The sequence below is a fragment of the Natrialba sp. PRR66 genome (assembly GCF_034808065.1).
Classification (GTDB): Archaea; Halobacteriota; Halobacteria; order Halobacteriales; family Natrialbaceae; genus Natrialba; species Natrialba aegyptia.
Genome location: NZ_JAXHGN010000003.1, coordinates 285,197 through 310,481, shown reverse-complemented (window position 1 = coordinate 310,481; position 25,285 = coordinate 285,197). Strand labels below are relative to the sequence as shown.

Here is a 25,285-nt window from a genome sequence, read left to right as displayed (position 1 = left end):
TCTATATCTATTTGTCATTATCACCTTCTAACTCTTTAATAGGAAGTTCGCCATCAAGGTATGCTCTTCCTCTCTCAGAAATACGGTATCGGCCATCCTCGATCTTCTCAACAAGACCATGTTGAGTGAATTCAGAAAGTCTGTTAGAAACATGAGGTCTAGTCATATCAAGGTTATATGCAACAATTGTTGGAGACTGAATCTTCAGAATGTTTGGTTCAGCTAATGATTCAAGAATCCGAAAATCGTCACGCGACATCCATTGGGGTCGTTCTCGAATAGACATGCTTGGGTATCACTACTCGTAGATCACCTATTATGGTCATTGACTGATTACGGAACCGTATTTTTTAAAAACGATATCGTAATTAGAGTTAAGTAGTACCCGTTCAACAATAGTGATAACGGTAGTCAGACGGACCCGCCGCTGCCTGGTTGGGTCCCTGGAAGAACGCGGACCCGGTGTAAGGGCACCGGCCCGCCTGGCTCCCGTACCAAAGATACGGAAGCATGCAATCGCTCGACGCAACGGGGGATAAAGCCCCCGATCGGCAGTATCGATTAGGCTACGGCCCACAGCCCACGGCCGAGCCAAACGAGTTCAGAAACACTTCCGGAAACGGAATCGGAAATTATCGGAAATTATCGGAAATTATCGGAAACGCGCGAGAGCGTTCAGAAGTTCCGAAATTCAGTGAAACTGATTTATCGGAAAGAATCGGAAACAACCCTGCAACGACTAAGAACCATCCGTCCCTTCGCTCTAATCTACCGACGGACAGCGGCCGCGCGCGCCCCCAAGTACCAATCAACGGCACGCACGGCGAGTCCGCGGTCCCACAAGTGTGAGACCATGACGAACCAGACACGCGACCACGGTAAGCGTATCGCATTTTGTAACCAGAGCTGCGCGTCTGAGGTGCATCGATGAGTACGGACGGCTTGGAGCCGATCGCCCCGCACGAAGCGGTCGAGATGTACCACGACGCGATGCTTGACGAGCACGCGGAGTCGACCCGCCGAAGCGAGAAACATCGACTGCGTGCGTTCGTGCAGTTCTGCGATGAACACGAAATAGAGAATTTGAACAACCTCTCCGGACGGGAACTATACAGATACCGGACATGGCGTCGTGAAGGCCAGGGTGACGATCGCCAGCCGATCAAGTTGGTCACTCTCAAAGGCCAACTTGCGTCAGTTCGCCGTTTCCTGCGGTTCGCAGCGAACATCGATGCTGTGGAACCGGAACTGTACGAGCAGGTCACGCTACCGACGATGAAGAACGGTGAGGACGTGTCGGATTCGACCTTGGATCCGGAGCGGGCGATCGGGATTCTCGAATACCTCGAACGCGCACAACCTGGATCACGAGACCATATCATCGTGATGCTCCTCTGGCGAACTGGAGCGCGAAGCGGTGCAATTCGTGGGCTCGACCTTCGCGATCTCGACCTCGACGGTTCCCATCCGCGCGTCTCCGGCCCTGCGGTCCACTTCGTTCATCGCCCGGAAACCGATACGCCGCTAAAAAACCAGGACAAGGGGACTCGGTGGAACCGGATTAGCGAGAAAACGGCCCGCTATCTCGAGGACTACATCGAATACCATCGTCCCGAAGTTACCGACGACCACGGTCGAAAGCCGTTGATCACGACGGAGTATGGCCGCCCTTCAGGGAATACACTGCGAAAGACGCTCTACCGCGTCACTAGGCCCTGCTGGCGTGATGAATCGTGTCCGCACGACCGCGATACCGACACGTGCGAGGCGACATACTTGGACCACGCGAGCAAGTGTCCGTCGGCACGATCTCCGCACGACCTACGCAGTGGTCGCGTGACGTTCTATCGTCGAGAGGACGTTCCCCGACGAATCGTTCAAGATCGACTTAACGCAAGCGAAGATATCCTCGATCGGCACTACGACCGCCGTTCCGACCGAGAACAGGCCGAACAGCGAAGCGACTACCTTCCAGACCTATGAGAACCATGAACGCCAATAAGAGGGTCGCAAACCCCGAGATCACCCGATCCCATCGTGCCCGTGCAGAAACTATCTCCGCGTTGGGGGACTGCTCGACGAGAACGGCAACCGACGAGACAACCCTCACATTCGCAGTCGTCACGTTGGCAAGGGGAATAGCGTCTTGAACGCGTGGAATTGAATTACGACCGATAAATACGGAGAGTGGATTAGCTGAAGTCCCAACTCCCAGTAGAGGCCTGGCTTTCTGCGCTCCCGTCTTGTGCTACGACAGTGAATTCACCAGCCGAATCCAGCGTGTAATCGGAGGTGGAACCGTCAGTAGAGAACCCGCTGAAGTTAGACGTACTATTAGACAACGTCGCTGATTCGCCCGCAGCGTTCACGTCTAACTCGATTTCAGCCACATTGTTGAAATAATCACTATTATTGTAACCATGAGAATGACACCAATAACGGGCGAGGCGACGCGCTCCTCTTCGTTGCCGATCAGTTTGGCTCGATATTTCGGACTATCCATCGTCATTTGTGTTAGCTGAAGTCCCAACTCGCCGTTGCAATTTGACTCTCTGCACTTCCATCCTGCGCCACGACGGTCAATTCACCTTCTTGCTCACTAATCTCGTGAACGTTGGCGTTATTACTAATCTCAGATTGTTCAGCGGAATCCGGGTTATAATAGAACGTATCCGATTCGCCAGCAGAGTTCGAATCGAGCGTTGTCTCATCGATATTGTCTCCTCGGACAACAAATGAACTCGCATCCTGTGGGTTTTCAATAGAAATCTCGAATTCTCACATCTGATAGCTTCAGCGGCCGGATTTTGTCTCTCTGCACTGCTGTCACCGATAAACTGAAACCAGTCGGTGATCGACGAGCACGAACTCCCACGCCGACGATGGCGGGGCGGACTGGGTCACAGCACCGACCACTTGCGTCAGTAGTAACGGCTACAATTGCGTTCCTTGCTCTGGGAATTGCGATTCCAATGGGGACTGAAGTGAGAATCGGTACACCGACCATCGTTCAGTTTTGGCCTCGGTTGTACGACGCCGAAAATCAGCGCCGACCTGGTGGTCCATCAACGACAAACAACGAGTTCACCAAACGATCGAAGCCACGGCACGAATACACCGGTGGAGAGAGGAGAGCGACTAGCGGCCAGCCTCGAACCGCTGGAGCACAACAACCACCCTGTAGAGAAGATACGTCACGGCCAAGCCGATTCCCATCCAGAACCACGTGACAACGATTCCGCTGTCCGCTTCCTGCCCGCCGCCGAAAATACCGATTGCTGTACAGACGAGAAGGATACTGATCACTACCTGTCGAATATGAGAACGCTGATCGGTGGCCATACGTCCGGCATTCTGTCCGATTGCCATCACTATTACGATAACTACAACGTCAACGACGGAAACAAACATCAGTGGTTCGGTGTGGGAGGCGACACTCCGCTCGAGAGCTGAACGCGAGGTCTAATGGCCGTTTGGCAGCCGGGTACCGCTGTCAATCGAACGCAAACCCGGCTACAGAGACTGCAAGCCCAGCCGCGAAGAAGGGAAAACCGGGTTCGACGGCAAACCCGAGAAGTGTAAAGTGAAGTCCAAAGATCGTTAGTTTGAGCCCCGTCTGGCGGCTATCGAGTGGTGGCATCACTTCGAATATTCCGTTTCATTCACACCAGTGTTCGGATTTCGACCGGCAACGAGGTTGCGGCAGGCGACTCTCGCTCGCGAGAACGCCGATCCGCGGTGTTAACTGAGACGGCTATGAGCGCGGGAGCGAGCGGTCCACCGGTCCGTCGACAGTACGGAGAACGTATCTGATCAATTCCGTTGCTCAGCGTACGCATGCCGCTGCTTCTGCGAGTTCAGTTCGTTCGATCCGCGCGTCGCCGGAGCGCAATCGCAGCGCAAATCGCCGGTCACGCGGCGGACGACGAGTCTCGGTGAAAACCGATGCGGACGATGCCGTCGGCGAGTTCGTCCGTCGACTGTATCCGGTCGGTTCGGTACGTCGTCTCCTGGTCGAGATCGGCCTCGAACGGCGGAAAGAAGAGCACTCGTTCCTGCGTGTTCTCGTAGCGAATGAGGCGTGTATCGTAATCGCTCCAGTAGAGGTCTCCCAGAAACGTCTCGCCTTCCTGAACCGAAACGGCGGGTTTGTATTCGAGGGAGGAAGAGACCACGCGAAAGCGCGCAGCGGGATAGAAGTCGTTTCCGTAGAGTCGAGCCTGGAAGTCTGGTTCGGCCTCGGATTCAGGTTCGGCTTCGGGTTCCGATTCAGAACTGGACCCGGATTGCGCCGAGACGCGCGTAGCCCCGATCGATCCGGAGGCGAGCGCACCGAGGAGAAGCGACCCGGTTTGCACGACCGATCGTCGCGAGACGGAGTGGTGGCCTGGGTTTGACATAGTTGCCTCGCCGGTTGCCCGGTACTGCGTCGGTCTCGATCGCACGAGTTCACAACTACTCGCCGATCGGGAGGACCCCGCCGCTGGTACACGTCGGAACTGCATAAACGGCGACGATGAGAGTACAGGGCAGCGTAGTGACCGGCGGGGCGTTCCTGCGCCGGGCGAACTCCTCGCTGTCGGGTTCAGGAGGGAGCTGTTCGTGCGGTCTCGGTGGCAGCACTGTCCGGGCGGGTCTAGTAACACGGATGTCACGTGGTTGGTCCCGCGTCTCTGCAGGCTTCATACGTCGCGGTAACATAGTGTAACCACATGAGCGACGAGACGACATCATCGAGTTCGGTGCCGGTAACGCCGGAGCGCCCTGACAGCCCGGTCCACATGCAGGGGACCGACCACATCACGATCTGGGGGAGCAACGCCGAGGACACGATCGAGTTCTATCGCGACCTGCTGGGAATGCCGCTGGTGCTTCGCCAGCCGAACCTCGACGATCCCTCGCAGACGCACCTGTTCTTCGATACGGGCGACGGGCGGATTCTGACGTTCTTCGTCAGCGACGACCGGCCGTCGAACCGGCGCGGGCAGCGCGGCGGCGTCGGAGCCGTCCACCACCTCTGTTTCAGCGTCGACCCCGACGAGTACGAGGAGACGATGCGGGCGCTCGAGGACGCCGGCCACCAGTACAACGTCTTCGACCGGGGTATTTTCCACTCGATCTACACGACGGACAACAACGGGCTCGTCATCGAACTCTCGGCGGACAAGTACGAGATTCCGAACGACCGCCGCGGCGAGGTGCTGGCGAAAGCCCAGGAGCTGCGCGAGGCCGACGGTGCCGAGTACGCCAAGGACGAACACCTCCGCGGAGCGATCGAGGAACTGGGACTCGAGGTCGTCGAGAACGACTTGCCCGACGCGAGCGCGGGCGTCGGTGGTCTGGAATGAGCGACGCGAACGGCGGTATCGACGGTCCCCACCAGGACCAGCCACTCGTCACGGCCGGCACCGAACTCGGGGACGCCACGGCCGCGGTGATCCTGGTTCACGGACGGGGTGCGACCGCCCGGAGCATCGTCCAGATGGGGCGGGAAGTCCACCGCGAGGGCGTCGCCCTCCTCGCACCGCAGGCCGAGCGCAACGAGTGGTATCCGAACTCCTTCCTGGCCCCCGTCGAGTCGAACGAACCGGGCCGGTCCTCGGGGCTGCGGGCGATCCGGGATGCGATCGAGACGGCGACCGACGCCGGGATTCCGACCGAGCGCGTCCTGGTGCTTGGCTTCTCGCAAGGGGCCTGTCTCGCGAGCGAGTTCGTCGCGCGCAACCCCCGACGGTACGGCGGACTGGCGGCGCTGAGCGGCGGCCTCATCGGCGACGAAATCGAGGCCGAGGACTATACGGACACCGACGGCGACCTCGACGGAACGCCCGCCTTCCTCGGCTGTAGCGACGTCGACCCGCACATTCCTGAGGGCCGGGTCCACGAGACGGCGCGCGTTCTCGAGGCGTTGAACGCGGACGTCACCGAGCGCATCTACGAGGGGATGGGCCACGGGGTCAACGAGGACGAACTCGAGACCGTCGCGGAGCTGGTCGCTGAACTCGTCTCGGCGTCGCAGTAAGGTTTCGTCGCCGGCCCAGTTTCGAGTGCAGCGCCCGTTGTATCCGTTAGCAGCGACGACGTTCTGGTTGACGCGGACTGGGGCTTATGCTGCTCTCCGTGCTAGCACCAGCTAATGGCCTCGAACCGATCGGGACGGCGCGCGTTCGTGGCACGCGCTGGTCCGGCGGTCGTGGGAGCGGTCAGTGCCGGCTGTCTCGGATGGGGGAATAACTCGACGGGCGACGCCGAGACCGACGCCGGGACCGACGAGTCGGAGCCGGTCGTCGACGTGGCGGAAACGACGACGAACGACACCGATCCCGATACCTGGGCGTCCGTCTCGACGATCCGACTCGACGCTTTCGTCGGCGGGTGGGTCGGCGTCGAACCCGCACACATCGACCGCGTCGAGAATCCGACGCTCGTGCTCCTCGAGGGTCGGGAGTACGAGTTCACCTGCGAAAATCAGGATAACGTCAAGCACAACCTCGCGATATACGACGCGGCCGAGGAGGTCGTGAATGAACTCGCGACGGGTGTCGTGGCTGACCGGGGAGAGACGGCAAGTCTCACCGTCGAAGCGACGGCGGAGATGACGACCTATATCTGCGAGCATCAGCCGGTGATCCAGCGGGGTGAGATCGAGGTTATCGATCCGGACCGGTAATGGTGTGAGCGTGTGCGTTCGCGTTCGCGTGAGTGCGAATACGAGCGTGGGTGGGGCCGGAGTTCGGGGCCGGTGACGGTTCGAATGTGAGGACCTATTGGCGGGGTGACTGATGGACACTACTTAGCAGACTGGTGTGGTACGACGGTCGGCTATGGCACAGTCACAGATGCTCGAAGACGACGTAACGATCGTAACCGGCGGATCGAGCGGCAACGGACGTGCGATCGCGCGTCAGTTCGCGACGGAGGGATCGGATGTCGTCGTCGCGGATATTCGAGACTCGCCGCGCGAGGGCGGCACACCGACGCACGAGTTAATCGAGGAGGAAACGGACGCCGGCGCGACGTTCGTCGAGTGCGACGTGACGAACGTCGGCGACCTCGAGAACGCCGTCGGCGCGGCCGACGAGTTCGGCGGCGTGACCGTGATGGTGAACAACGCCGGGATCTTCCACGGGGAGGAGTTCCTGGAGGTCGGCGAGGACGACTTCGATCAGATGATGGACATCAACGTCAAGGGGGTCTACTTCGGGGCGCAGGCGGCGGCGAATCGGATGGTCGAGGCGGACGGCGGCCGCATCATCAACCTCTCGTCGATCGCCGGGCTCGAGGGGGCTGGCGATTTCGTCACTTACTGCGGGACGAAGGGGGCGATTCGCCTGCTGACCTACGCGATGGCGGCGAAGTTGGGTCCGGAAGGCGTTCGCGTGAACGCGATCCATCCCGGGCTGATCGAGACGACGATGACGACCGACGATGTCGAAATCTTCGGAACCGAAGCGGAGTCGGGATACCTCGAGACGATTCCCTCACGACGGGCGGGCCAGCCCGAAGACGTGGCAGACGCGGCGCTGTATCTCGCGAGCGACCTCTCGTCGTACATCAACGGCGAATCGCTCGTCGTCGACGGCGGGATGACGAACACGCAGTGAGTCGGCTGTGCCCGTCAGGGGGCGACTACCGAACGATCGTCACCGGCATCGGGGCCCGACGGGCGACGCGTTCCGCAACGCTGCCGAGGAGCACCCGAGAGACGCCGGAGCGCCCGTGACTGCCGACGACGATCTGATCGACATCGTTCTCCTCTGCGAACGCGACGATCTCACGATCCGGCCGTCCCACGACAGTTTCCGTCGTGAACTGGACGTTCTCGCTGTTTGCGAGTTCAGTCGCCTCGTCGCGGAGCGTGTCGGCCGCGGTGTCTTCTTCTTCCTTGAGGAGGTCCTGAGCGTAGTTGATGCTCGCGCCGGTCGAGCCGTCCGCGGCTTCGACGACGCGCAACAGGATGATCTCGTCGTCCGCGTGGGTGGTAAATGCGTACTCCGCGGCCTGCTGTGCCGGGGCCGAGCCGTCGTAGGCGACGAGGATTGTCATCGGTATTCGTTCGTATCGTGCCGGGAGCGTATAAAAACGGCTGTCGTCACGGGTGCACGGAGACGGTGGAGTCCGAGGGCGGAACAACGCGGATTATCGATTGCCGGTCTCGCGTCCGGTGCTGCCGTCCATGGCCGGATCGGACCCGAGCGAGAGCCGGACGAAGATCGGAATCGTGACGATCGCGATGGCGATTTCGAGGCCGCCGACGACGAGAAACGCCAGGCCGTAGCTGTAGGTGCTGGCGACGGTACCGCCGACGAGAAAGCCGCCGAGGAAGCCGAGGCTGCCGGCAAGATTGAATCCGGCCATCGCGAGACCGCGTTCGCGTTCTACCGCAAGGTCGGTCACGAGCGCCATGGTCGCCGGGGAGACCAGCGCGCCGAGGATGCCGACAACGACCATCGCCACGGCGGCGGTGCGTACCGACGGGGCGACGCCGACCCCGAGGATACCGAGCCCGTAGCACGCCGACCCGGCGACGATCGGGATCGTTCGGCCGATGCGATCCGAGAGCGACCCCATCGGATACTGGAGCAGGGCGAACGGCGCGAAGAAACACGCGAGCAAGAGGCCGGTCGTCCCGGCGTCGAGATCGAACGCGTCCTGGAAGTAAAGCGTTCCCACGAGGGCGAAAAAGCCCGCCGTCATCCGATCGATGAAGCCGAACGCGTAGGGGATCGACAGCGTCGGTCGCCGGCGGACACCCTCGAGCAGTGCCCGCGCGCTCCGGCTCGTTTCGGGCGTTCGATCGGCGAGTCGAGAGACGAGCGCGCCGACGCAGACGAGCAGGCCGGCCGCGACAAGCAACGGCGCGATCGGATCGAGTTCGGTGAGTTGGCCGCCGATCGGCGCGCCGAGGGCGGCCCCGAGGCCGATGGCGATGCCGGCCGCACCCATGTTGCGTCCGTGGCCGCCCTCCAGGTCCATCAGCATGGTCATCGTGAGCGAGAACGCGCCGATCGTCATCGCGCCCTGAAAGACGCGCAAGAGGAGGACGCCGCCGAAGGGGATCGAGCCGATCGCGGGAACCGCCGCGAGGACGGCATAGCCGACGGCCCCGGCGAGCGCGCTCGCGACGATGAGGGGCGTTCGCCGGCCGGTCACGTCGCTTATCGCTCCCCAGACGCCGACGAACGCGACGTAGGCGGCGAACTCGGAGACGAGAAACCACATGCTCGCGTCGAGCGTCGTCGCGGTAAGTCCCGAACCCGTCGTCTCCGCGCCTAGCACGGAGACGAGCGTGCCGATGCCGGGGTAGAGCAACAGTTGGGAGAACAACACGGCGAAGACGACACCCGCGAGCACCAGTCGGTCACGATCACTCGAGTGCACGCTGGCCCCTTCGGACTACGGCCCTATGAAGCCGTCCGTTTCGCCGCGTAGAGCGCCGAGTCGACCAGAAGCGGTCCTGCACGACGTCCCCGAACCGAATGACTGTCACTGAACTGTCCCGTTACGAGCCATATCGACGGCTTTTCACTGATCCACGACACCTCGTGAATGATGACATACACGCGTCGACACTTGCTGGCAATGGGTGGGGTGACCGCAACAGCGGCCCTGGCCGGGTGCTCCGGGCGACTCGAAGGAACGCTGTCGGCGGGGCCGGCGACCGTCTCCGCGGACGCACGAGCGGAAACCGGCTACGAAGAACACACCGTCGAAGAACTCGTCGTCGAACGGACGGTCGGCCGGTTCGGTATCGAGCGGACGATCGAAGCGACCAACTGGTACGCCGAGTACGACCGCGCAATCGCCCTCGACAGTCTCGGCCTGACGCGCGCGCAAGCAGCAGTTACTGCGGTGCTTACCACGCCGCAGGTATCCGTCCTCGGGCGAACGTTCAACCCCGTCGGCGACCTCTCGACGGCCGAACTCGTCACCATGATCCAGAACCGGTACGACGGGCTCGAGTCCGTCGAGTTCGAAGACGAGACGACCCTCTCGATACTCGGATCCGAGACGACCGTCGATCGGTACGTGGCGGAGGCGCGCCTGATCGACGCCGGGACGACGGTCGACGTGTTCCTGCAGGTGTCCGAACCGGTCGAACACGGCGAGGACTTCGTGATCTGCATCGCCGTCTATCCGCAGGCGCTCGGATTTGAAACGGAATCGGGCGCGGTCGAAACGATGTTCGAGGGCCTCGAACACGACGCGGAGGGCGACTAGCGAAGGCGCGGCCCACGGTGAACTCGTCTCGCGGCGAAGCGAGAGGCGGCGACTGCGTGCGATGTGTCAGCACGGACAGCGGATTTTGCCGTTACTGCGACGCATATGTGGATGGAGTAGTATGCATACTAAACATGAGTGACGACGCGAGCGACGGGACTGACGCCGAGTTCAGTGCGGACGGATTCGGTACGCGAAGCGTCCACGCCGGGCAGGAGGCGGATCCGGAGACGGGTGCGCGAGCGCCGCCGATCTACCAGACGACATCCTACACCTTCCCCGACGCGGACACGGCGGCCGAGCGCTACGCCCTGGCGGACGACGGCTACATCTACTCGCGGATCAGCAATCCAACGGTCGAGACCCTCGAAGAGCGACTCGCCTCGCTCGAGGGCGGCGCTGGTGCGGTCGCGACGGGCAGCGGCATGGCCGCGCTCGACTCGGCCACGCTGATCCTCGCCGAGGCGGGCGATAACGTGGTCTGTTCGACCGATACCTACGGCGGCACGACGGCCTACTTTTCGAAGACGGCGACGCGACGGGACATCGAACCGCGATTCGTCCCGACGCTCGAATACGACGCCTACGTGGACGCGATCGACGAGGACACCGCCTTCGTCCACGTCGAAACGATCGGAAACCCCTCGCTCGTCACGCCCGACTTCGAACGCGTCGCCGCGATCGCCCACGACAACGGCGTGCCGCTGGTCGTCGACAACACCTTCGCCACGCCGGCGCTGTGCCGGCCGCTCGAACATGGCGCGGACGTGGTCTGGGAGTCCACGACGAAGTGGCTCCACGGCTCGGGAACGACGGTCGGCGGGGTCCTCGTCGATGGCGGAACGTTTCCCTGGGGTGAGCACGGCTACGACGAAATCGCCGGGCAAAACCACGCCTACCACGACGTCGACTTCTCGCGGGACTTCCCCGAGGCTCCCTTCGCCGCCGCGGCCCGGTTCCGATCGCTGCGCAGCCTCGGCAACCAGCAGTCGCCGTTCGACGCCTGGCAGACCCTCCAAGGGCTCGAATCCCTGCCGCTTCGGGTGGAGAAACACTGCGAGAACGCCGCTATCGTCGCCGAGTACCTCGACGACCACGACGACGTGGCCTGGGTCACCCACCCTGGTCTGGAGTCACACCCGACCCACGACAACGCCACAAACTATCTGGCCGACTACGGCGGCATGGTCGCGTTCGGCCTCGAAACCGGCTACGACGGTGGCAAGACCTTCTGCGAGAACGTCGAACTCGCCGGCTTCCTCGCCAACATCGGTGACGCGAAGACGCTCGTGATCCACCCCGCCAGCACGACCCACGGCCAGCTCACCCCCGACGAACAGGAAGAAGCCGGCGTGACACCCGACCTCGTCCGCATGTCCGTCGGCATCGAAGCCCCCGAAGACATTCTCGCGGATCTCGACCAGGCCATCGAAACCGCGACGCGAACACCGACGGGAGGGCACCCGCACACATGACGAGAGACACCATCGACCTCGGCGAGTTCACCTTCGAATCCGGCGAGTCGATTCCCGAACTCGAGGTGGCTTACGAGACCTACGGCGAGTTCACCGGCGACAATGCGGTGCTCATCTGCCACGCGCTGACCGGGAGCGCCCACGTCGCGCGCCGGCCGGACGCCGGCGACGAGACCGCGGGGCAGGCGCGGGCCTGGTGGGGCGACGTGGTCGGCCCCGGAAAGGCGATCGACACGACCGAGTACTACGTCGTCTGTGCGAACGTGCCGGGCTCGTGCTACGGAACGACCGGCCCCGCGAGCACGAACCCCGAAACGGGCGAGCCCTACGGCACCGACTTCCCGCCGGTGACGGTCGGCGACTGGACCCGCGCCCAGCGCCGACTGCTCGACGAACTCGGCGTCGGTCGCCTCCACGCCGTTATCGGCGGCAGCGTCGGCGGGATGAACGTGTTGGACTGGCTCCGGCGGTATCCGGACGACGTTGGCCGGGCGGCCGCCGTCGCGACGGCGGGACGACTCGACGCGCAGTGTCTCGCGATCGATACGGTCGCGCGACGGGCGATCACGAGCGATCCCGACTGGAACGGCGGCCACTACTACGAGGCTGCCGAGACCGAAGCGAACGGCGGCTCGTCGGGCGAGTCCGACGGTGACGGTGGTACCGGACCCGAGGACGGCCTCGCCAGGGCGCGCCAGCTCGGACACATCATGTACCTCTCGAAGGCGTCGATGGCGCAGAAGTTCGGTCGGCGCTCGGCCGGCCGCGAAACGGTTCGCGAGGAGCCGCCGGACCCGGCGGCCGCGTTCTTTCCCTACCGCGAGGTCGAATCCTACCTGGACTACCAGGCCGAGAAGTTCGTCGACCGCTTCGACGCGAACAGCTATCTCTACCTTACACGCGCGATGGACGATTTCGACCTCTCGACGGGCTACGAGTCCGATACGGCCGCGCTCGCCGCCTTCGAGGGCGAACTGCTGCTCCTGTCGTTTACCGCCGACTGGCACTTCACCGTCGACCAGGCCGAAGCGCTCGCCGAATCGGCTCGCGAGGCCGCTCTCGATGTCGCACACCACGTCATCGAATCCGACCACGGCCACGACGCCTTCCTCGTCGAACCCGAAACGGTCGGGCCGCCGCTGTCGGCGCTCCTGGCTGACGGGCTCTCGGGGCGACCGATTACGGACACCGCCGAGTCGAACTCGTCGGCTCCGTCCGAAACGTTCGCCCCCGTTCACACGAGTCTGTTTTCGCAGTGATTCCCAACCGCTGCGCTCGGTCGCTGCGGTCATGAGGTCGATGAACTCGTCCGGGAGATCGGTCGTGCGGACTGTCAGGGTTTGTGGGCGTGTCCGAACGATGGAGAGCGGCGAAAGCGATGCATGGATGAGTTCAAACCGAGTCGACAGTCCAACGACTGCTCACGTCGAAAGACGAAGTGCGAGCACGTACGTGACGATAATCGCCGCAACGAAGAGGAGAATCTGTCCCTGCAAGAGGAAGAAGAACGCGCCGAGTACCCCGGCCGGATACACGAGCGTACTACCGAGACTGCGGTCCGGAGAGCAATCGCTGGGAAGTTCCTCGGTCTCTGCTGCCATACGTTCCGGTATGCGTGCCGAACTAATATGTGTTTATACTTTCATAACCACCTATGCGTCGAGGGTCCGTTCTAGCGAGGAGACGGTACCGTCGAATGCCGTTCGAGGGCACACGCGACAGGAGCCCGGACAGACGGATCGAAACTAGGCTTTTTTATATATCACGTTCGCTGGTGTATTCGTACATGACTAACAGCGGATCGCGGAGCGACCGCGGAAACGGTAGTAAGAAGCGCAGACGGTTACTATCGAAACGGCTCGCCCTCTTTGGCGTAGTTGCCGTGCTCGTGCTGACGGCCGGCTGTCTCGGCGTCCTCGGCGGTAGTGACGGCGAACCCGCCGAGCACGCGCCTGCGGACAGCAACATGCTCTTGCACGTGGACGCGGACGTGTTGAGCGACGAGGACAACCAGCAACTGGTCGACGCGTTCGCCTCCGTGGAAGACGAGGAGGCGGTCGACGACCAGGGAGACGTCGTCAGCGAGTTCGAGAACGAAACGGGACTCGACATCCGCGAGGCGAATCAGTTCCTGCTGTTCGCAAACACCGACGAGGGTCCCGTCGACGAAAGCGGCGGCATCATTGTCTACAGTGACTGGGAAACCGATGCCGTCATCAGTGCGATCGAGGAGGAAGACGAGACGGAGTACGAGCAGACCGAGTTCGAGGGCGAGAGCGTCCTCTACGAACCGGCTGAAGACCCCGAGTACGGAGCGCCGCAGTACGTCGGCGACCTCGGTGACGGCCGGTTCGTCTTCGGACCAGAAGCACCCGTTCGCGGAGCGCTCGAGGTCGAATACGGCGATGCAGACCCGGTCTCCGGCGACGTGCGGGAGGCCTACGACGAGACGCGGGACGGGCACGTGACCCTGGCGATGTCGCTTCCCGACGGATCGGTTCCGGAAAACGATCCGATGACCCCCAACGTCGATGTCAGCGCCTTCCAGAACGTCAGCGTCATCACCGGCGTCTACGACACGGACGGCGGCGAGGCCGGCATCGAGATGGGAATCCACGCCGACAGCGAGGACGACGCACTCGACGTGAAAGACGTGATCGACGGCGCGATCTCGATGTTCAGCGGCTCCACGACGAACGACGATCTCAAGGACACCCTCCGCGAGATCGAGGTCGAACAGGACGGCACGACCGTCGACATCTCGTACTGGAACGACATCGACGAACTCGTCGAGTTAATCGAATCGAACGACCTGTAAGTCAGTTCGAGCGAGAAGGGAAAACAGAAAAGAAAGAAAGAAAGAGCAGTACCGTTCCCGCTGCTATCGAACGTGAAAGCAGCGATTACCGAACAGCACCGGCCTGCAAATTACCCTTAATCGGCTGCGTTACGTTGTCCGTGCTGTTCGTGTCCCGGATTGGCCTGTGCGTACTGATCGACGACGCTGTAACTCGGCCGTCGTCGTGCCGCCCACCGTCGCAAGTCGCTACCGAGTAGGTCGAGGCCGGTCGCTCGCATGAACTGCCGTGCAGGCGGCGATCGAATCATCGTGATCAGGGCCCACATCGTTCCCGCCGTGAACGACCCCATCGCCGAGAACGTCATCCCGAGCGTCAGGAACGTCGCCGAATAGACGTATCCGATCGTCATCGACGGAATGCTCGTTCCGAGCGGCACTCGTGAACTCGGGTTCAACAGCGTCGGCCCGAGAAAGACGATAGAGAGGCCGCTTCCGATCATGAAGACGAAGTCTTGCCACATCATCAAACACGCTTACTCGATTGTGAGTTAAAACTCTCTCGGTCGGGAAATAAGCAGTTACAACCGACATTCGTGCTGAATCGAGGTACCAGATCCGAACTAGGAACGGTCGAGAACGCCCTCCGAAACCAGCGTCTCTTCGACGGCCGCCATCGAGGAGACGACAACATCACAGTGCGGTTCAACGGCCGGTTTCGGCTCGAATCCGATCGCGAGCGACGCAGCCTCAAGCATCGGTAAGTCGTTCGCGCCGTCGCCGACTGCAACGGTGTCCGCAAGCGAGACGCCGACCGTCTCCGCGAGTTCAGCGAGCGCATCGTCTTTGGTGCCCTCGATCAGCGGACCGTCGACCTCGCCGGTGAGTTCGGCCTCGGTTATCGGCAAGCGATTCGAGACGATGTGATCGACGGTTACGCCCTCGCGCTCCAGTGCGGCCGCGACGCCGCGTTCGAAGCCGCCGGTGAGAATCGCCGTCGTCACGCCGGCCTCGTTCAGCGTCTCGATGAGATCGGCCGCCCCCGGTCGGAGTTCGACCTGATCGAAGGCGGCGGTCGCGTCGGCCTCCGGCAGCCCTTCGAGCAGGGCCGCCCGCTCGCGGAGGCTCGTCGCGTACCCGATTTCGTCGTTCATCGCGCGATCCGTGATCTGGGCCATCTCGTCGGCGACGCTCCGGCGCTCGCCGAGGAGCACCGTCATCTCCGAATCCGAGAGCGTCCCGTCGAAGTCGAAAGCGACGACTGTCATTGCCCGCCGATTGTGGCCGGTCGGATAAACCAGTTCAGGTTTCGGGCAGGTTTCGACGGGATCCTGACTGGTTCGACCGGCCGCTCTGTTCGCTCGTCTTGGTCGAGAACCAGTCGAGAACCGGTCGAACGGGAACCCCTCACGAACGTCGCGAACACCGCCACCACCGCTGACACGGTAGTTTTTGCCACCCGTGTCGACAACGGAAGGGTTTACCTGCTCCGCCCGATTGTCTCGCGCATGAACGTGCTCGTCACGGACCCCATCGCGGACGCGGGTCTTGACGTACTCAGAGACGCCGGCCACGAGGTCGAAACGGGCTACGAACTCGAGGGCGAGGCCCTTCTCGAAGCGGTCTCGGACGCCAACGGACTCATCGTTCGCTCCGGGACGGAGGTCACCGAAGAAGTACTCGAAGCCGCCGACGACCTGGTTATCGTCGGCCGCGCCGGCATCGGCGTCGACAACATCGACATCGACGCCGCAACCGACCACGGCGTCATCGTCGCCAACGCACCGGAAGGCAACGTTCGCGCCGCCGCAGAGCACACCGTCGCCATGACCTTCGCCGCCGCCCGCTCGATCCCCCAGGCCCACATCCGCCTCAAGGACGGCGAGTGGGCAAAAAGCGAGTATCTCGGGGCCGAACTCGACGGCAAAACCCTCGGCGTCGTCGGCCTCGGCCGCGTCGGCCAGGAAGTCGCCAAAAAACTCGACTCGCTCGGCATGGACATCGTCGCCTTCGACCCCTACATCTCCGAGGAACGCGCCGACCGTCTCGGCGCCGAACTCGTCGAGTTCGACGACTGCCTCGCACGCGCCGACTTCCTCACCATCCACACGCCGCTGACCCCCGAAACCGAAGGCATGATCGGCGAGGCTGAACTCGACCTCCTCGAAGACGGCTACGTCATCAACGTCGGCCGCGGCGGCATCATCCAGGAGGACGCACTCGCCGCGAAGGTCGAAGACGGAACGCTCGCCGGAGCAGCGCTTGACGTGTTCGCGGCGGAACCGCTGCCCGCCGAGTCGCCGCTGCTCGAACACGACGACGTTATCGTCACGCCCCACCTGGGTGCGTCGACCGAGGCTGCCCAGGAGAACGTCGCGACCTCGACGGCCGAACAGGTCAACGCAGCCCTCTCTGAGGAGCCGGTTTCGAACGCACTCAACGCGCCCTCGATCGACGAGAGCGCGTTCCCCCGCGTCGAACCGTACATCGAAATCGCCGAGACCGCCGGCAAGGTCGCCGCCCAGTTGCTCGACGGCCGCATCGAAACCGTCGAAGTCACCTACGAAGGCGAGATCACCGACGAGGACATCGAGTTCGTCACGGCGTCGGCATTGAAGGGCGTCTTCGAGCCACTCGAGTGGCAGGTCAACGCGGTTAACGCGCCCCAGATCGCCGAGGATCGCGGCGTCGACGTGACTGAATCGAAGACCCACCAGGCCGCGGACTTCCAGAGTTTGATCTCCGTGACGGTCGGCAACGACGAGGACGAGATTTCCGTCGACGGAACGCTCTTCGCCGGCGACGACCCGCGGATCGTCCGCGTCGACGGCTACCGGGTCGACGCCATTCCCCACGGGAAGATGGTCGTCACGCGTAACACGGACGAACCGGGCGTCATCGGCCTGATCGGCTCCGTCATGGGCAAACACGGCGTCAACATCGCCGGCATGTTCAACGCCCGCGAAGCCCACGGCAGCGAGGCGCTGACGGTGTACAACGTCGACAGCCAGGTTCCCGACGCGGCGAAGGATGAACTCAACGAGGACGAGCGGATCATCGGCGTCGACTACATTACGCTGAACGGCCAGAACTGAGCCTGACGCTGAACGGCCAGATCTGAGCCTGACGCTGAACGGCCAGATCTGAGCCTGACGCTGAACGGCCAGATCTAAGCCGCGTTACACTCGATAGCCGGCGTTTGTATTCGAATCGCTGCTCCGGCGACCGTTGAACGTTATTCTGACTGCGTTTCCTGGTCCTATTCCTGATTCTGCTCCTGCTCCGCCGACGGCGACTGCTCCGGCGGCTCCGGCGGCTCCGGTGCCGACCCCGTGATCGTCACCGTCCGCCCCTCGACGCTGCTCTCGTGAACCTCGCTCGTAATCTCCTCAAGTTCAGCCACGACCTCGTCGGTCAGGTCGGTTCCCGGTTCGAGGATGAAGACCCAGGTCATGGTATCCGCCATCGGCGTCTCGCTGGAGACGCCCCAGATGTATATTTCGTCGAGCGTGACCGCATCGCCCGCCGGAGCGTTGTATTCGCCGGTAACGGTCGTCTCGTGTGGAAGTTGTCTGAAGAGGTGGGTGAACTCCTGGTCGACGTCTTCGAGGCGGTCGTGCTCGCCGTTGTGGGCGTCGATCCGCTCCTCGTAATCCGGCCCGACGACGATGGTCTCGTTGCTCACCGCGATGTCGCGCCGTCCCGACGAGTTCGGAATCGCACCGTCGATGACGGCGAAGTCCGCGTACTCCTCGACGAACTCGTATTCGTCGTCGTCCTCGACGCCGTCGACGATGGCCTGCTTGTCGAACGAGCCGAAGAAGACCTGCGTGAGCGACTGGATCAGGTGTGCATCGACGGTGTCGGCGGAGACGCCGAAGTACTCCGGGAAGATGGAGGAGAAATCGGTGTCTTCGGGGAACGACTCGGTGTAGTCGAAGCGTCGGTTACCGCCGTTGAACGGGTCTGCGTCGGTCAGCCACGTTCGGAAGGCGGCGGCCTCGTCCCAATTAGCGTCGATATCGCGGTCCGGGATGTCCCGGTCGAGGCCGTCCTGTTCGCCGTTGCCGTCAGTACTGTTCCCGTCATCTTGATTGCCGTTCCCGGTATCCTTGGAGTCGTTGCTGCCCATACAGCCCGCCAGTCCGACTGCGAGAAGCCCAATGACGCCGCGGCGCGTGACCGTTGAAGATGCCATGTCTATCTGGTAGGCGTCAATCACGGGCAGACGGATAATGACTCGTGACTGTCTATCCGCGTGAGAACGTCCGTAATGTTAAGGTGTCTCGTAGCGCTGCAGGCGCTGGAAGGGTGCGAACGCGGACCGCACATCGGGCGCAGTCCACGACGAGCGGCGTTCCGAGCGGGTAACAGTAGGTATAAGCCACTATAGATCAACAATTAGACCGGAAGCCACACTCCTGAGTGGGGACAACCGCGCAAGCTGAAATGTCCCGGGTGCTAGGCCCACCCGAGACGTGGCTTCCAAGTTTGCACCACTTCGAAGCCATGACCTGGTTCATTCTACCGGGATATAAACGTCCCGACAGATTGACGAATATGCGGGAGAATCAGTGGCATCCGCCGGGTTTGAATCTGACAAGAATAAGAGAAATACGGCCAACAGCTGCGAAGGATCGAGGTGAGTCCAATGGGTGATCGCGATCCACCCGATGACGGTGAGCGGCCGAACGTCCTTTCACTGTCTGCCTGTCCGGTGTGCGGCGGGTCGATCACCCACGTAACAGTTCACAGCCCCTCCAAGGCCGTTTCGACCCCCTGTGGCTGTCAGTTTCCGCCCGCCGGTCTCGAGTTCGAGTAGCCGGTCGCATCCGCAGTATCCACAGCCAGTCGGTACCGAACAGGTTCGGGTATCCAGTGCCCGCGTGCGCGATGTGCGATCGGTAGCGGCAAAAGACCTATCGCCCCAACGGCCAATCCATCACTTATGAACGACGATGCCGACGTCGCGGTCGAGTTCGACGACGACGGACTCGTTCCCGCCGTCGCACAGGACGCCGAAACGGGCGACGTACTCATGCTCGCGTACGTCTCCCAGGAAGCACTCGATCGCACGCGGGAAACCGGCCGCGCACACTACTACTCGCGCAGCCGAGACGAACTCTGGGAGAAAGGGGCAACGAGCGGTCACGTCCAGACTGTCCGGGAGGTACGCGTCGACTGCGACGCCGATACCCTCCTCTATCTGGTCGAGCAGGACGGCGGCGCGTGCCACACCGGCTACCGCTCGTGTTTCTACCGGACCATCGAGGGCGATGTCGTCGGCGAGCGGGTGTTCGATCCGGATGCCGTCTACGACGCGGACGCAGACGGGGAGGAAACGACCGAAACCGAGGGCTAACACGGACGAATGAGCGAACGCGTCCACCCCGCCGCCGACGACGGCGACGAGACACCCACGCCCCTCGAAGCGCTCGAAGCGGCCAGAGAACGGCTCGAGCAGGCAAATCGGCGCATCGAAGACCACGGCAGCGACGCCGTCGCCGAGGCCGCCGAAGCCTACCGCAACGCGGACGACCTCCTGACCGAGTACGTCGACCGAGCCACCGGCACCGGCCGCGAGAACTTCCAGGCCTACGTCGAACTCGAGGGCCAATTCTCGACGCTGGTCGAAAGCCTCCCCGACGACCTGAAAGCGCGCGCGGCGTTCGACGACGCACTCGACGCGATCGACAAACGCCGCCTCAGCGAAAGCGACTTCGAACGCGCACGCGACGCCCTCGAACCCGCCGCCCAGTACGCCGACCTGCTCGACGAACGCGAAGCCGCCCGCGAGGCCCTCGACGACGCCCGAACCGTCGCCGCCAAGCGCCGCCGCGAACTCGACGACGAGATCGGCGAGCGCGAACGACTCGTCGAACTCGGGACCGCCGATCTCGATGCCCCGGTCGAGCGGTTGCGAGACCCGATCGAGCACTACAACGAGGCGGTCCGCGAGGCGTTCTCGGCGTATCTACACGAGACATCGGCTCGCGATGTCTTCACCCTTCTCGAACGAAGCCAGTGGTACCCCTTCGTCGAGTTCAGACAGCCGCCCGCAGACCTGCGCGAGTACGTCGAAGCGAGCGCTGACGGCGAGGACACGATTCCGGAGCTGCTCGAGTTCGCCGACTACTCACGGTCGAAACTCGAGCACTACGTCGAGAGCGCGGACGTACTCAAACGCCGGGTTGCGACCCAGCAGACCTATCTCGACGGAATCGACGCCGAGCCGCTGACCGTCGAGTGGCCGCCCGGTCCCGCCGGCGCGCTCCGACGCCGAGTCCGGGAGTATCGCCCGTTCGTCGCCCGCGTCGCCGACGAGGAGACAGTCGATCAACTCCGAGCGGTCCGCGAGTGCACCTTCGAGGACGAGTACGACCGCCTCCAGACGGCCGCTCAGGCGGTCGTCCGGCTCACGCCCGACGAGCGCGAGCAACTCGCAAGCGGCGCACTCGACGCTGAACTCGAGGCGCTACGAGAGGAGCAGGCCGCACTCGAAGCCGCACTCGAGGTCGACGATCCGGTATAACGCGGTTCGAGACTGTGGCTGTGACGGGGTTTGAAACGCGCGTCTCGCTTAGTGAATAGTGAGTATCGGAGATCGATCATCGAGAAGCGAGAAGCGAGAAGTGAGCATCGAGCATCGATCAGTCGTCAGGACTCGTCCCGTTTTCCGCCGCGAGTTCACCTGGCTCGAAAATGTCCTCGATCGGGCAGTCGAAGTACGCGGCGAGTTCGAACGCGAGTTCGAGCGAGGGGTCGTAGCGCTCGCGTTCGATCGCGTTGATCGTCTGTCGGGTGACGTCGACGGCCGCGGCGAGGTCACCCTGGCTCAGGTCGGCCCGTTCGCGGCGGGTCCGAAGGTCGTTTTGCATACTGTTACGCTCGGAACCGGACGTACGTGTACGTACCGCCCCAGAGCAGCCAGAACGCACACCACGCCCAGAAGACGGAGAGGAGCTCCGAACTCCAGGTGAACCGCCCGAGGAGTTCGAGCGTCCACAGCGAGACGAAGACGGCGAAGCCGCCGAATCCGATCGCCGTCAGGACGAGGTCGCTCGTGCGAGCGGCCAGCGCCTCGTCGCGTTCGTCGTAGACCGGCTGCGGTGACGCTCGCGGGATCGTGACGCCGACGGCAAACGCGGCGACGTAGACGACAGTGCCGATCAGCGCCTCGCCGACGGCGAGACCGAGGAGGAGCGCGGCGATGCCGACGACGTAACTCGCGTTCGAGGCGCGGCGGTACGTCCGGGAACTGAACTCGGAAGTTGGGAGTGCGGTCATGGGTGGTCTCGACGGGAGCGGTGGAAAGCTCCCTTTACAGTAAAGGATGTTTTACACCCTTATGAAACTATCCACTGGTCGGATATCTGATACCGGATCGACCCGGTCGATACCACCGAAGGTGGGCAGAATCGACGGCCGAGCACGGAGTTTTCACCGTCGGTCGCATAACGTCGGCCATGACTCGCCACCTGCTCGTTCCCATGGATGACTCCGAACCATCTCGTGCGGCCCTCGAGCATGCGCTCTCGATATTCCCCCACGACGAAATCACGGTTTTGCATGCCGTCGATGAACTCGAGGCCGGGTACGCTGGCGAGCCGTCGGCCGCCACTGCCGCCGTCAACGAGGGCGACGAGAGCGACGAGTTCGAGCCCGAGTTCTTTGCGACTGTCCGATCGATGGCCGCGGAATACGACCGGAGCGTCGAAACGGCCGTCGTCGAGGGGACGTCGGCAGCAGCGATCCTCGAGTTCGCTCGCGAGGAGGGCGTCGATCAGATCGTCATGGGAAGCGAGGGGCGGTCGGGCGTTTCCCGGATGTTGCTCGGGAGTATCGCGGAGGGGGTCGCCCGACGCTCGACGGTTCCGGTGACGATCGTTCCGCGAGGGGAGTAAGCGAAGGGCTGCGAGTCTGGCGGGTGACGAACGGACGAGTGACGATCTGAGATGACGGATCGGTGGAAACCAGCGGGGTTTTCCACGGCACGTCCCAATCGAGACGTATGGACGACAGGGCGGGGACAACGCTACACACCGGCCTGCTAATCCTGACGACTGCCATGATCGCGTGGCTGTCCGGGCTGCCGATGCTGTTCCCGAGTCTCGGTCCGTCGGCGTTCGTCCTCGCGCTCTTTCAGGACAGCGACGCAACCTCGCCGCGGCGGGTGATCGGCGGGCACGCGATCGGCGTCGCCGCCGGATTACTGGCGTATCACCTGCTCGCGACCGGCGTCTCGATGACGAGTTCGCCGCCGCCGGGGTCGATCGAGGGACTTCGCCTCGCAGGGAGCGCCGTCCTCGCGACAATGCTCACGTCGGGCGGGATGCTCGCGACCGATACCCGCCATCCGCCCGCGTGCGCGACGACGCTGATCGTTTCGCTCGGTCTCCTCTCGACCGTCTTCGAGGGGGTGCTGATCGCGCTCACCGTCGTCGTCCTCGTCGCCGCACACCAACTCCTCCTCGCGACCGAGCGCGCGGGTGCGCGATACGAAAAGCGGCTCCGATCGTGAGGACGCACTCCCCGCGTTCAGCGTCGGACGTAGCGTCCGTCCTCGTCGCGGGCGAACAGGTGGCCGGTGTCGAACCAACCGTCGACGAACCGACCGGCGGCTGATGAGTCCGCATCGGTCGCGTCGGATTCTACTGTCTCGTGCTCCCGTTCCGTCTCCGCTCTCGTATCCGCCTTACTTTCGCTACCGACGGGCGGCGCGCGTTCGTCGGCGACGATCGGTCCCGTCACCTGCAACCGGCCGGTCCCCGCTCCCTCGAGTTCGGCGTCGCCGTCGCCGACCAGTCGCACGCGGCAGTCGAGCACCGGTCGGCCAACCGCGCCTGGGACGGACTGGGCGTCCGCTCGCTCGCCGTCTGGCGTCTCCCGGTTGCGCTCGACCGACTGCGCGAGAACGGTCGGACATTCGAGGCGACCGTAGGCCCGGGAAACGGCGATCCCATTCGCGTTCGTGTTCCTGCGCTCACTTTTGTTTCCGTTCCCGTTTCCATTCCCGTTCTCAGTTCCGGAAATCGCACCGGAGACCTCGCGGTAGGGCTCGAGAACGTCGTCTTCGACCGTCGCATCCGCGATCACCCGCTCGATCGATCCGATCGCGTCGTCGAACGCCGGTTCGGCCGCGAGATCCCGGAGCGCCGGCGTGCGTCCCGCCAGCAGCGTCGCGTTCTCGGCTGCGATCGCCGTCAGCGCGTCGCCGGGATCGAACGCCCGATCGAGCAGCAGTTGACCGCCGGCATAGAGGAGGGGAAGCGCGAGCCGAAACAGCCCGTCCGGCGTCGACAGCGGCGCGACGAGCGGTGCTACGTCGTCCTGCGTGATCCCCCAGGTCACGAGCGCCGTGATGCAGTTCCACTCGAGCGTCCGCGCGGAGAACCCGGCAACCGGCTGGCCGCCGTCACCGTGCAAGCACAACAGCGGGTTCGACGCGTCGGATTCGTCCCGCCAGTCCGCCTCGGGGGAGACGGTCGTCAGTTCTTCTAGCGTCACCGACTGATCGAACGGAATCGAGCGGACCAGATCGCGCTGAGCCGGCTCGGCGACGACGAGTTCGGGATCGATCGCGTCGAAGGGGCGTTCCACGGTCACCGGCGTCAGGAGGTGTGAGATCGGGGCGAGCGTCGCGCCGAGTCGGCGGCAGGCAAAGAGGAGCGCGAGCGAGAGCACGCGGTTGCGCGAGACCAGACAGACGGTATCGCCGGGGTCGATATCGAGCCCCGAGAGCCGGGCACCCGCCCAGTCGGCGAGCGTCGAGAGATCGCCGTAGGTGAGCCGCTCCTCGCTGATCGTCTCGGCGGGCGCGTACAGCCGTTCTTCCGAGATGTCGACGACGGCCGTTCGGTCGGGAAAGCGTTCGGCCCGTCGCGAAAGCGAAAGGGTCACGGGAGCACGAACGACGCTCGCAGCCGTAATACGAAAGGGGTCATTCGCAAGCACGCATCTGACGAGGCGTCGCCGGCCGCTTACGATCCGTCCGCCGGCGAGTTCACCTGCGATTCCAGAAATCCGAGCAACAGATCGTTCGCGTCTCGCGAGCGCTCGACGAACGCGAGGTGGCCCGCCCCATCGAGTTCGGTGAACTCGCCCCGCGGCAATCCCCGGGCGAGTTCGCGTCCGGCCGCGGGCGCGACGAGGTCGTCCTCGCTCCCGTGGACCACCCGCGTCGGCTGTGTCACCTCGACGAGCCACTCCGTCGCGTCGAACTCGTCGAGGGCCGCACGCTGTGCCTCCCAACCCGCCCGGTCGGCGTCGCCGTCGGCCCGCCAGTCGACGATCCCCTCGACCGCGTCGGGTTGGGCGGCGCTGAACTCGTCCGAGAGGGCCGCCTCCAGCGAGTCACGGATCGCCTCGCGATCGGTCGGGGGCGCGAACAGGGCATCGAGACCGAACTCGTCGCCGCGGGCGGCGGTGCCGAACAGCGACAGCGTCGTGACGCGAGTCGTGGTTCGGGCCGCCGCGAGCGCGATCGCGCCGCCGAGTCCGCAGCCGACGAGGTGGGCATTGTGGATATCGCACTCCGCGAGGACCGCCTCGAGATCGGCAACGAGTTCAGACATGGCGTACGGAGCCGGCGGAGCGTCCGAGCGGCCGGTTCCCCGGAGGTCCCAGACGACGGTTTCGAAGGGGCCGGTGAGCGCGGCGTGTTGCCAGCCCCAGAGCCAGCCACCGAGGCCGGCCTCGGAGACGAAGACGACGGGGGCGGCGTCGCCCGCGGTATCGCCCTCGCGGTCGTAGTACAGCGAGACGCTCCCGTTCGATGCGATCGGCATGGCTA

Annotated in this window: 28 protein-coding genes; 15 read left to right on the top strand and 13 right to left on the bottom strand. The window is 63.4% G+C overall.

The window, feature by feature from the left end; translation table 11 throughout:
• Positions 1–7 precede the first annotated feature (7 nt).
• Positions 8–259 (bottom strand): transcriptional regulator, encoded by a 252-nt coding sequence (locus tag SM755_RS11975; protein WP_323172861.1) that lies wholly within the window; start codon positions 257–259, stop codon positions 8–10.
• Positions 260–927: 668 nt separating this feature from the next.
• Between SM755_RS11975 and SM755_RS11970 the strand changes: the two genes are divergently transcribed.
• Positions 928–1,983 carry a tyrosine-type recombinase/integrase gene (locus tag SM755_RS11970; RefSeq protein WP_323172860.1) on the top strand — a complete coding sequence of 352 codons (1,056 nt, stop codon included), beginning with the start codon at positions 928–930 and terminating at the stop codon, positions 1,981–1,983.
• A gap of 1,155 nt (positions 1,984–3,138) precedes the next feature.
• Here SM755_RS11970 and SM755_RS11965 read toward each other — a convergent pair.
• Entirely contained in the window at positions 3,139–3,342 is a 204-nt protein-coding gene (locus tag SM755_RS11965) for a hypothetical protein (protein ID WP_323172859.1), read from the bottom strand.
• Positions 3,343–3,911: 569 nt separating this feature from the next.
• Positions 3,912–4,400, bottom strand: coding sequence for a hypothetical protein (locus SM755_RS11960; RefSeq protein ID WP_323172858.1), 489 nt, complete (start codon positions 4,398–4,400; stop codon positions 3,912–3,914).
• Positions 4,401–4,712: 312 nt separating this feature from the next.
• Here SM755_RS11960 and SM755_RS11955 point away from each other — a divergent pair, with 312 nt between their 5' ends.
• The 4 genes from SM755_RS11955 (at position 4,713) to SM755_RS11940 (ending at position 7,604) form a co-directional block, all read left to right on the top strand.
• Positions 4,713–5,348 (top strand): VOC family protein, encoded by a 636-nt coding sequence (locus SM755_RS11955; RefSeq protein ID WP_323172857.1) that lies wholly within the window; start codon positions 4,713–4,715, stop codon positions 5,346–5,348.
• Entirely contained in the window at positions 5,345–6,022 is a 678-nt protein-coding gene (locus tag SM755_RS11950) for a dienelactone hydrolase family protein (protein ID WP_323172856.1), read from the top strand. The genes SM755_RS11955 and SM755_RS11950 overlap by 4 nt, the downstream gene beginning before the upstream one ends.
• A gap of 114 nt (positions 6,023–6,136) precedes the next feature.
• Entirely contained in the window at positions 6,137–6,670 is a 534-nt protein-coding gene (locus SM755_RS11945; RefSeq protein WP_323172855.1) for a hypothetical protein, read from the top strand.
• A gap of 154 nt (positions 6,671–6,824) precedes the next feature.
• Positions 6,825–7,604, top strand: coding sequence for an SDR family oxidoreductase (locus tag SM755_RS11940; protein ID WP_323172854.1), 780 nt, complete (start codon positions 6,825–6,827; stop codon positions 7,602–7,604).
• 25 nt (positions 7,605–7,629) lie between these two features.
• Here the strand turns inward: SM755_RS11940 and SM755_RS11935 are convergent, their stop codons facing one another.
• Both SM755_RS11935 and SM755_RS11930 read right to left on the bottom strand, forming a co-directional pair.
• On the bottom strand, positions 7,630–8,046 hold the full coding sequence (locus SM755_RS11935) for a universal stress protein (RefSeq protein WP_323172853.1): 417 nt from the start codon (positions 8,044–8,046) through the stop codon (positions 7,630–7,632).
• A 93-nt stretch (positions 8,047–8,139) separates the two neighbouring features.
• The gene (locus SM755_RS11930) at positions 8,140–9,381 is read right to left on the bottom strand and encodes an MFS transporter (RefSeq protein ID WP_323172852.1); all 1,242 of its coding nucleotides are present in this window, start codon (positions 9,379–9,381) and stop codon (positions 8,140–8,142) included.
• Between the two features lie 171 nt (positions 9,382–9,552).
• On the opposite strand from SM755_RS11930, the gene SM755_RS11925 reads away from it, so the two are divergent.
• From SM755_RS11925 to metX, 3 genes are all read left to right on the top strand, one after another.
• A complete protein-coding gene (locus SM755_RS11925) occupies positions 9,553–10,221 on the top strand; it encodes a DUF6517 family protein (RefSeq protein WP_323172851.1) in 669 nt (222 codons plus the stop codon).
• 134 nt (positions 10,222–10,355) lie between these two features.
• Positions 10,356–11,696: an O-acetylhomoserine aminocarboxypropyltransferase/cysteine synthase family protein gene (locus SM755_RS11920; RefSeq protein WP_323172850.1), complete on the top strand. Its 1,341-nt coding sequence runs from the start codon at positions 10,356–10,358 to the stop codon at positions 11,694–11,696.
• Entirely contained in the window at positions 11,693–12,955 is a 1,263-nt protein-coding gene (gene metX, locus SM755_RS11915) for a homoserine O-acetyltransferase (protein ID WP_323172849.1), read from the top strand. The genes SM755_RS11920 and metX overlap by 4 nt, the downstream gene beginning before the upstream one ends.
• 162 nt (positions 12,956–13,117) lie before the next feature.
• Here the strand turns inward: metX and SM755_RS11910 are convergent, their stop codons facing one another.
• On the bottom strand, positions 13,118–13,297 hold the full coding sequence (locus SM755_RS11910) for a hypothetical protein (protein WP_323172848.1): 180 nt from the start codon (positions 13,295–13,297) through the stop codon (positions 13,118–13,120).
• Between the two features lie 185 nt (positions 13,298–13,482).
• On the opposite strand from SM755_RS11910, the gene SM755_RS11905 reads away from it, so the two are divergent.
• Positions 13,483–14,514 carry a hypothetical protein gene (locus tag SM755_RS11905; RefSeq protein WP_323172847.1) on the top strand — a complete coding sequence of 344 codons (1,032 nt, stop codon included), beginning with the start codon at positions 13,483–13,485 and terminating at the stop codon, positions 14,512–14,514.
• Positions 14,515–14,630: 116 nt separating this feature from the next.
• On the opposite strand, the gene SM755_RS11900 is transcribed toward SM755_RS11905, so the two are convergent.
• Together SM755_RS11900 and serB are read right to left on the bottom strand one after the other, a co-directional pair.
• A complete protein-coding gene (locus tag SM755_RS11900; protein ID WP_323172846.1) occupies positions 14,631–15,020 on the bottom strand; it encodes a hypothetical protein in 390 nt (129 codons plus the stop codon).
• 96 nt (positions 15,021–15,116) lie between these two features.
• Entirely contained in the window at positions 15,117–15,761 is a 645-nt protein-coding gene (gene serB, locus SM755_RS11895; RefSeq protein ID WP_323172845.1) for a phosphoserine phosphatase SerB, read from the bottom strand.
• A 240-nt stretch (positions 15,762–16,001) separates the two neighbouring features.
• On the opposite strand from serB, the gene serA reads away from it, so the two are divergent.
• Positions 16,002–17,588: a phosphoglycerate dehydrogenase gene (serA, locus tag SM755_RS11890; RefSeq protein WP_323172844.1), complete on the top strand. Its 1,587-nt coding sequence runs from the start codon at positions 16,002–16,004 to the stop codon at positions 17,586–17,588.
• Positions 17,589–17,752: 164 nt separating this feature from the next.
• Here serA and SM755_RS11885 read toward each other — a convergent pair whose 3' ends face one another.
• Entirely contained in the window at positions 17,753–18,691 is a 939-nt protein-coding gene (locus SM755_RS11885; RefSeq protein ID WP_323172843.1) for a hypothetical protein, read from the bottom strand.
• A gap of 453 nt (positions 18,692–19,144) precedes the next feature.
• On the opposite strand from SM755_RS11885, the gene SM755_RS11880 reads away from it, so the two are divergent.
• The 3 genes from SM755_RS11880 to SM755_RS11870 all read left to right on the top strand — a co-directional run bounded on the left by SM755_RS11880 (position 19,145) and on the right by SM755_RS11870 (position 21,025).
• Entirely contained in the window at positions 19,145–19,315 is a 171-nt protein-coding gene (locus SM755_RS11880; protein ID WP_323172842.1) for a hypothetical protein, read from the top strand.
• A gap of 126 nt (positions 19,316–19,441) precedes the next feature.
• Positions 19,442–19,855, top strand: coding sequence for a phosphoribosyl-AMP cyclohydrolase (hisI, locus tag SM755_RS11875; protein ID WP_323172841.1), 414 nt, complete (start codon positions 19,442–19,444; stop codon positions 19,853–19,855).
• 9 nt (positions 19,856–19,864) lie between these two features.
• The gene (locus SM755_RS11870) at positions 19,865–21,025 is read left to right on the top strand and encodes a hypothetical protein (RefSeq protein ID WP_323172840.1); all 1,161 of its coding nucleotides are present in this window, start codon (positions 19,865–19,867) and stop codon (positions 21,023–21,025) included.
• Between the two features lie 118 nt (positions 21,026–21,143).
• On the opposite strand, the gene SM755_RS11865 is transcribed toward SM755_RS11870, so the two are convergent.
• Together SM755_RS11865 and SM755_RS11860 are read right to left on the bottom strand one after the other, a co-directional pair.
• Positions 21,144–21,371 carry a helix-turn-helix transcriptional regulator gene (locus tag SM755_RS11865; RefSeq protein ID WP_006665195.1) on the bottom strand — a complete coding sequence of 76 codons (228 nt, stop codon included), beginning with the start codon at positions 21,369–21,371 and terminating at the stop codon, positions 21,144–21,146.
• A gap of 4 nt (positions 21,372–21,375) precedes the next feature.
• Entirely contained in the window at positions 21,376–21,780 is a 405-nt protein-coding gene (locus SM755_RS11860; protein ID WP_323172839.1) for a hypothetical protein, read from the bottom strand.
• Positions 21,781–21,959: 179 nt separating this feature from the next.
• Between SM755_RS11860 and SM755_RS11855 the strand changes: the two genes are divergently transcribed.
• Positions 21,960–22,397 (top strand): universal stress protein, encoded by a 438-nt coding sequence (locus tag SM755_RS11855; RefSeq protein ID WP_323172838.1) that lies wholly within the window; start codon positions 21,960–21,962, stop codon positions 22,395–22,397.
• A 107-nt stretch (positions 22,398–22,504) separates the two neighbouring features.
• Positions 22,505–23,014: an HPP family protein gene (locus SM755_RS11850; protein WP_323172837.1), complete on the top strand. Its 510-nt coding sequence runs from the start codon at positions 22,505–22,507 to the stop codon at positions 23,012–23,014.
• 17 nt (positions 23,015–23,031) lie between these two features.
• Here SM755_RS11850 and SM755_RS11845 read toward each other — a convergent pair whose 3' ends face one another.
• Both SM755_RS11845 and SM755_RS11840 read right to left on the bottom strand, forming a co-directional pair.
• Positions 23,032–24,393 (bottom strand): AMP-binding protein, encoded by a 1,362-nt coding sequence (locus SM755_RS11845; protein ID WP_323172836.1) that lies wholly within the window; start codon positions 24,391–24,393, stop codon positions 23,032–23,034.
• 80 nt (positions 24,394–24,473) lie between these two features.
• Positions 24,474–25,280 carry an alpha/beta hydrolase gene (locus tag SM755_RS11840; protein WP_323172835.1) on the bottom strand — a complete coding sequence of 269 codons (807 nt, stop codon included), beginning with the start codon at positions 25,278–25,280 and terminating at the stop codon, positions 24,474–24,476.
• Between the last annotated feature and the right edge of the window lie 5 nt (positions 25,281–25,285).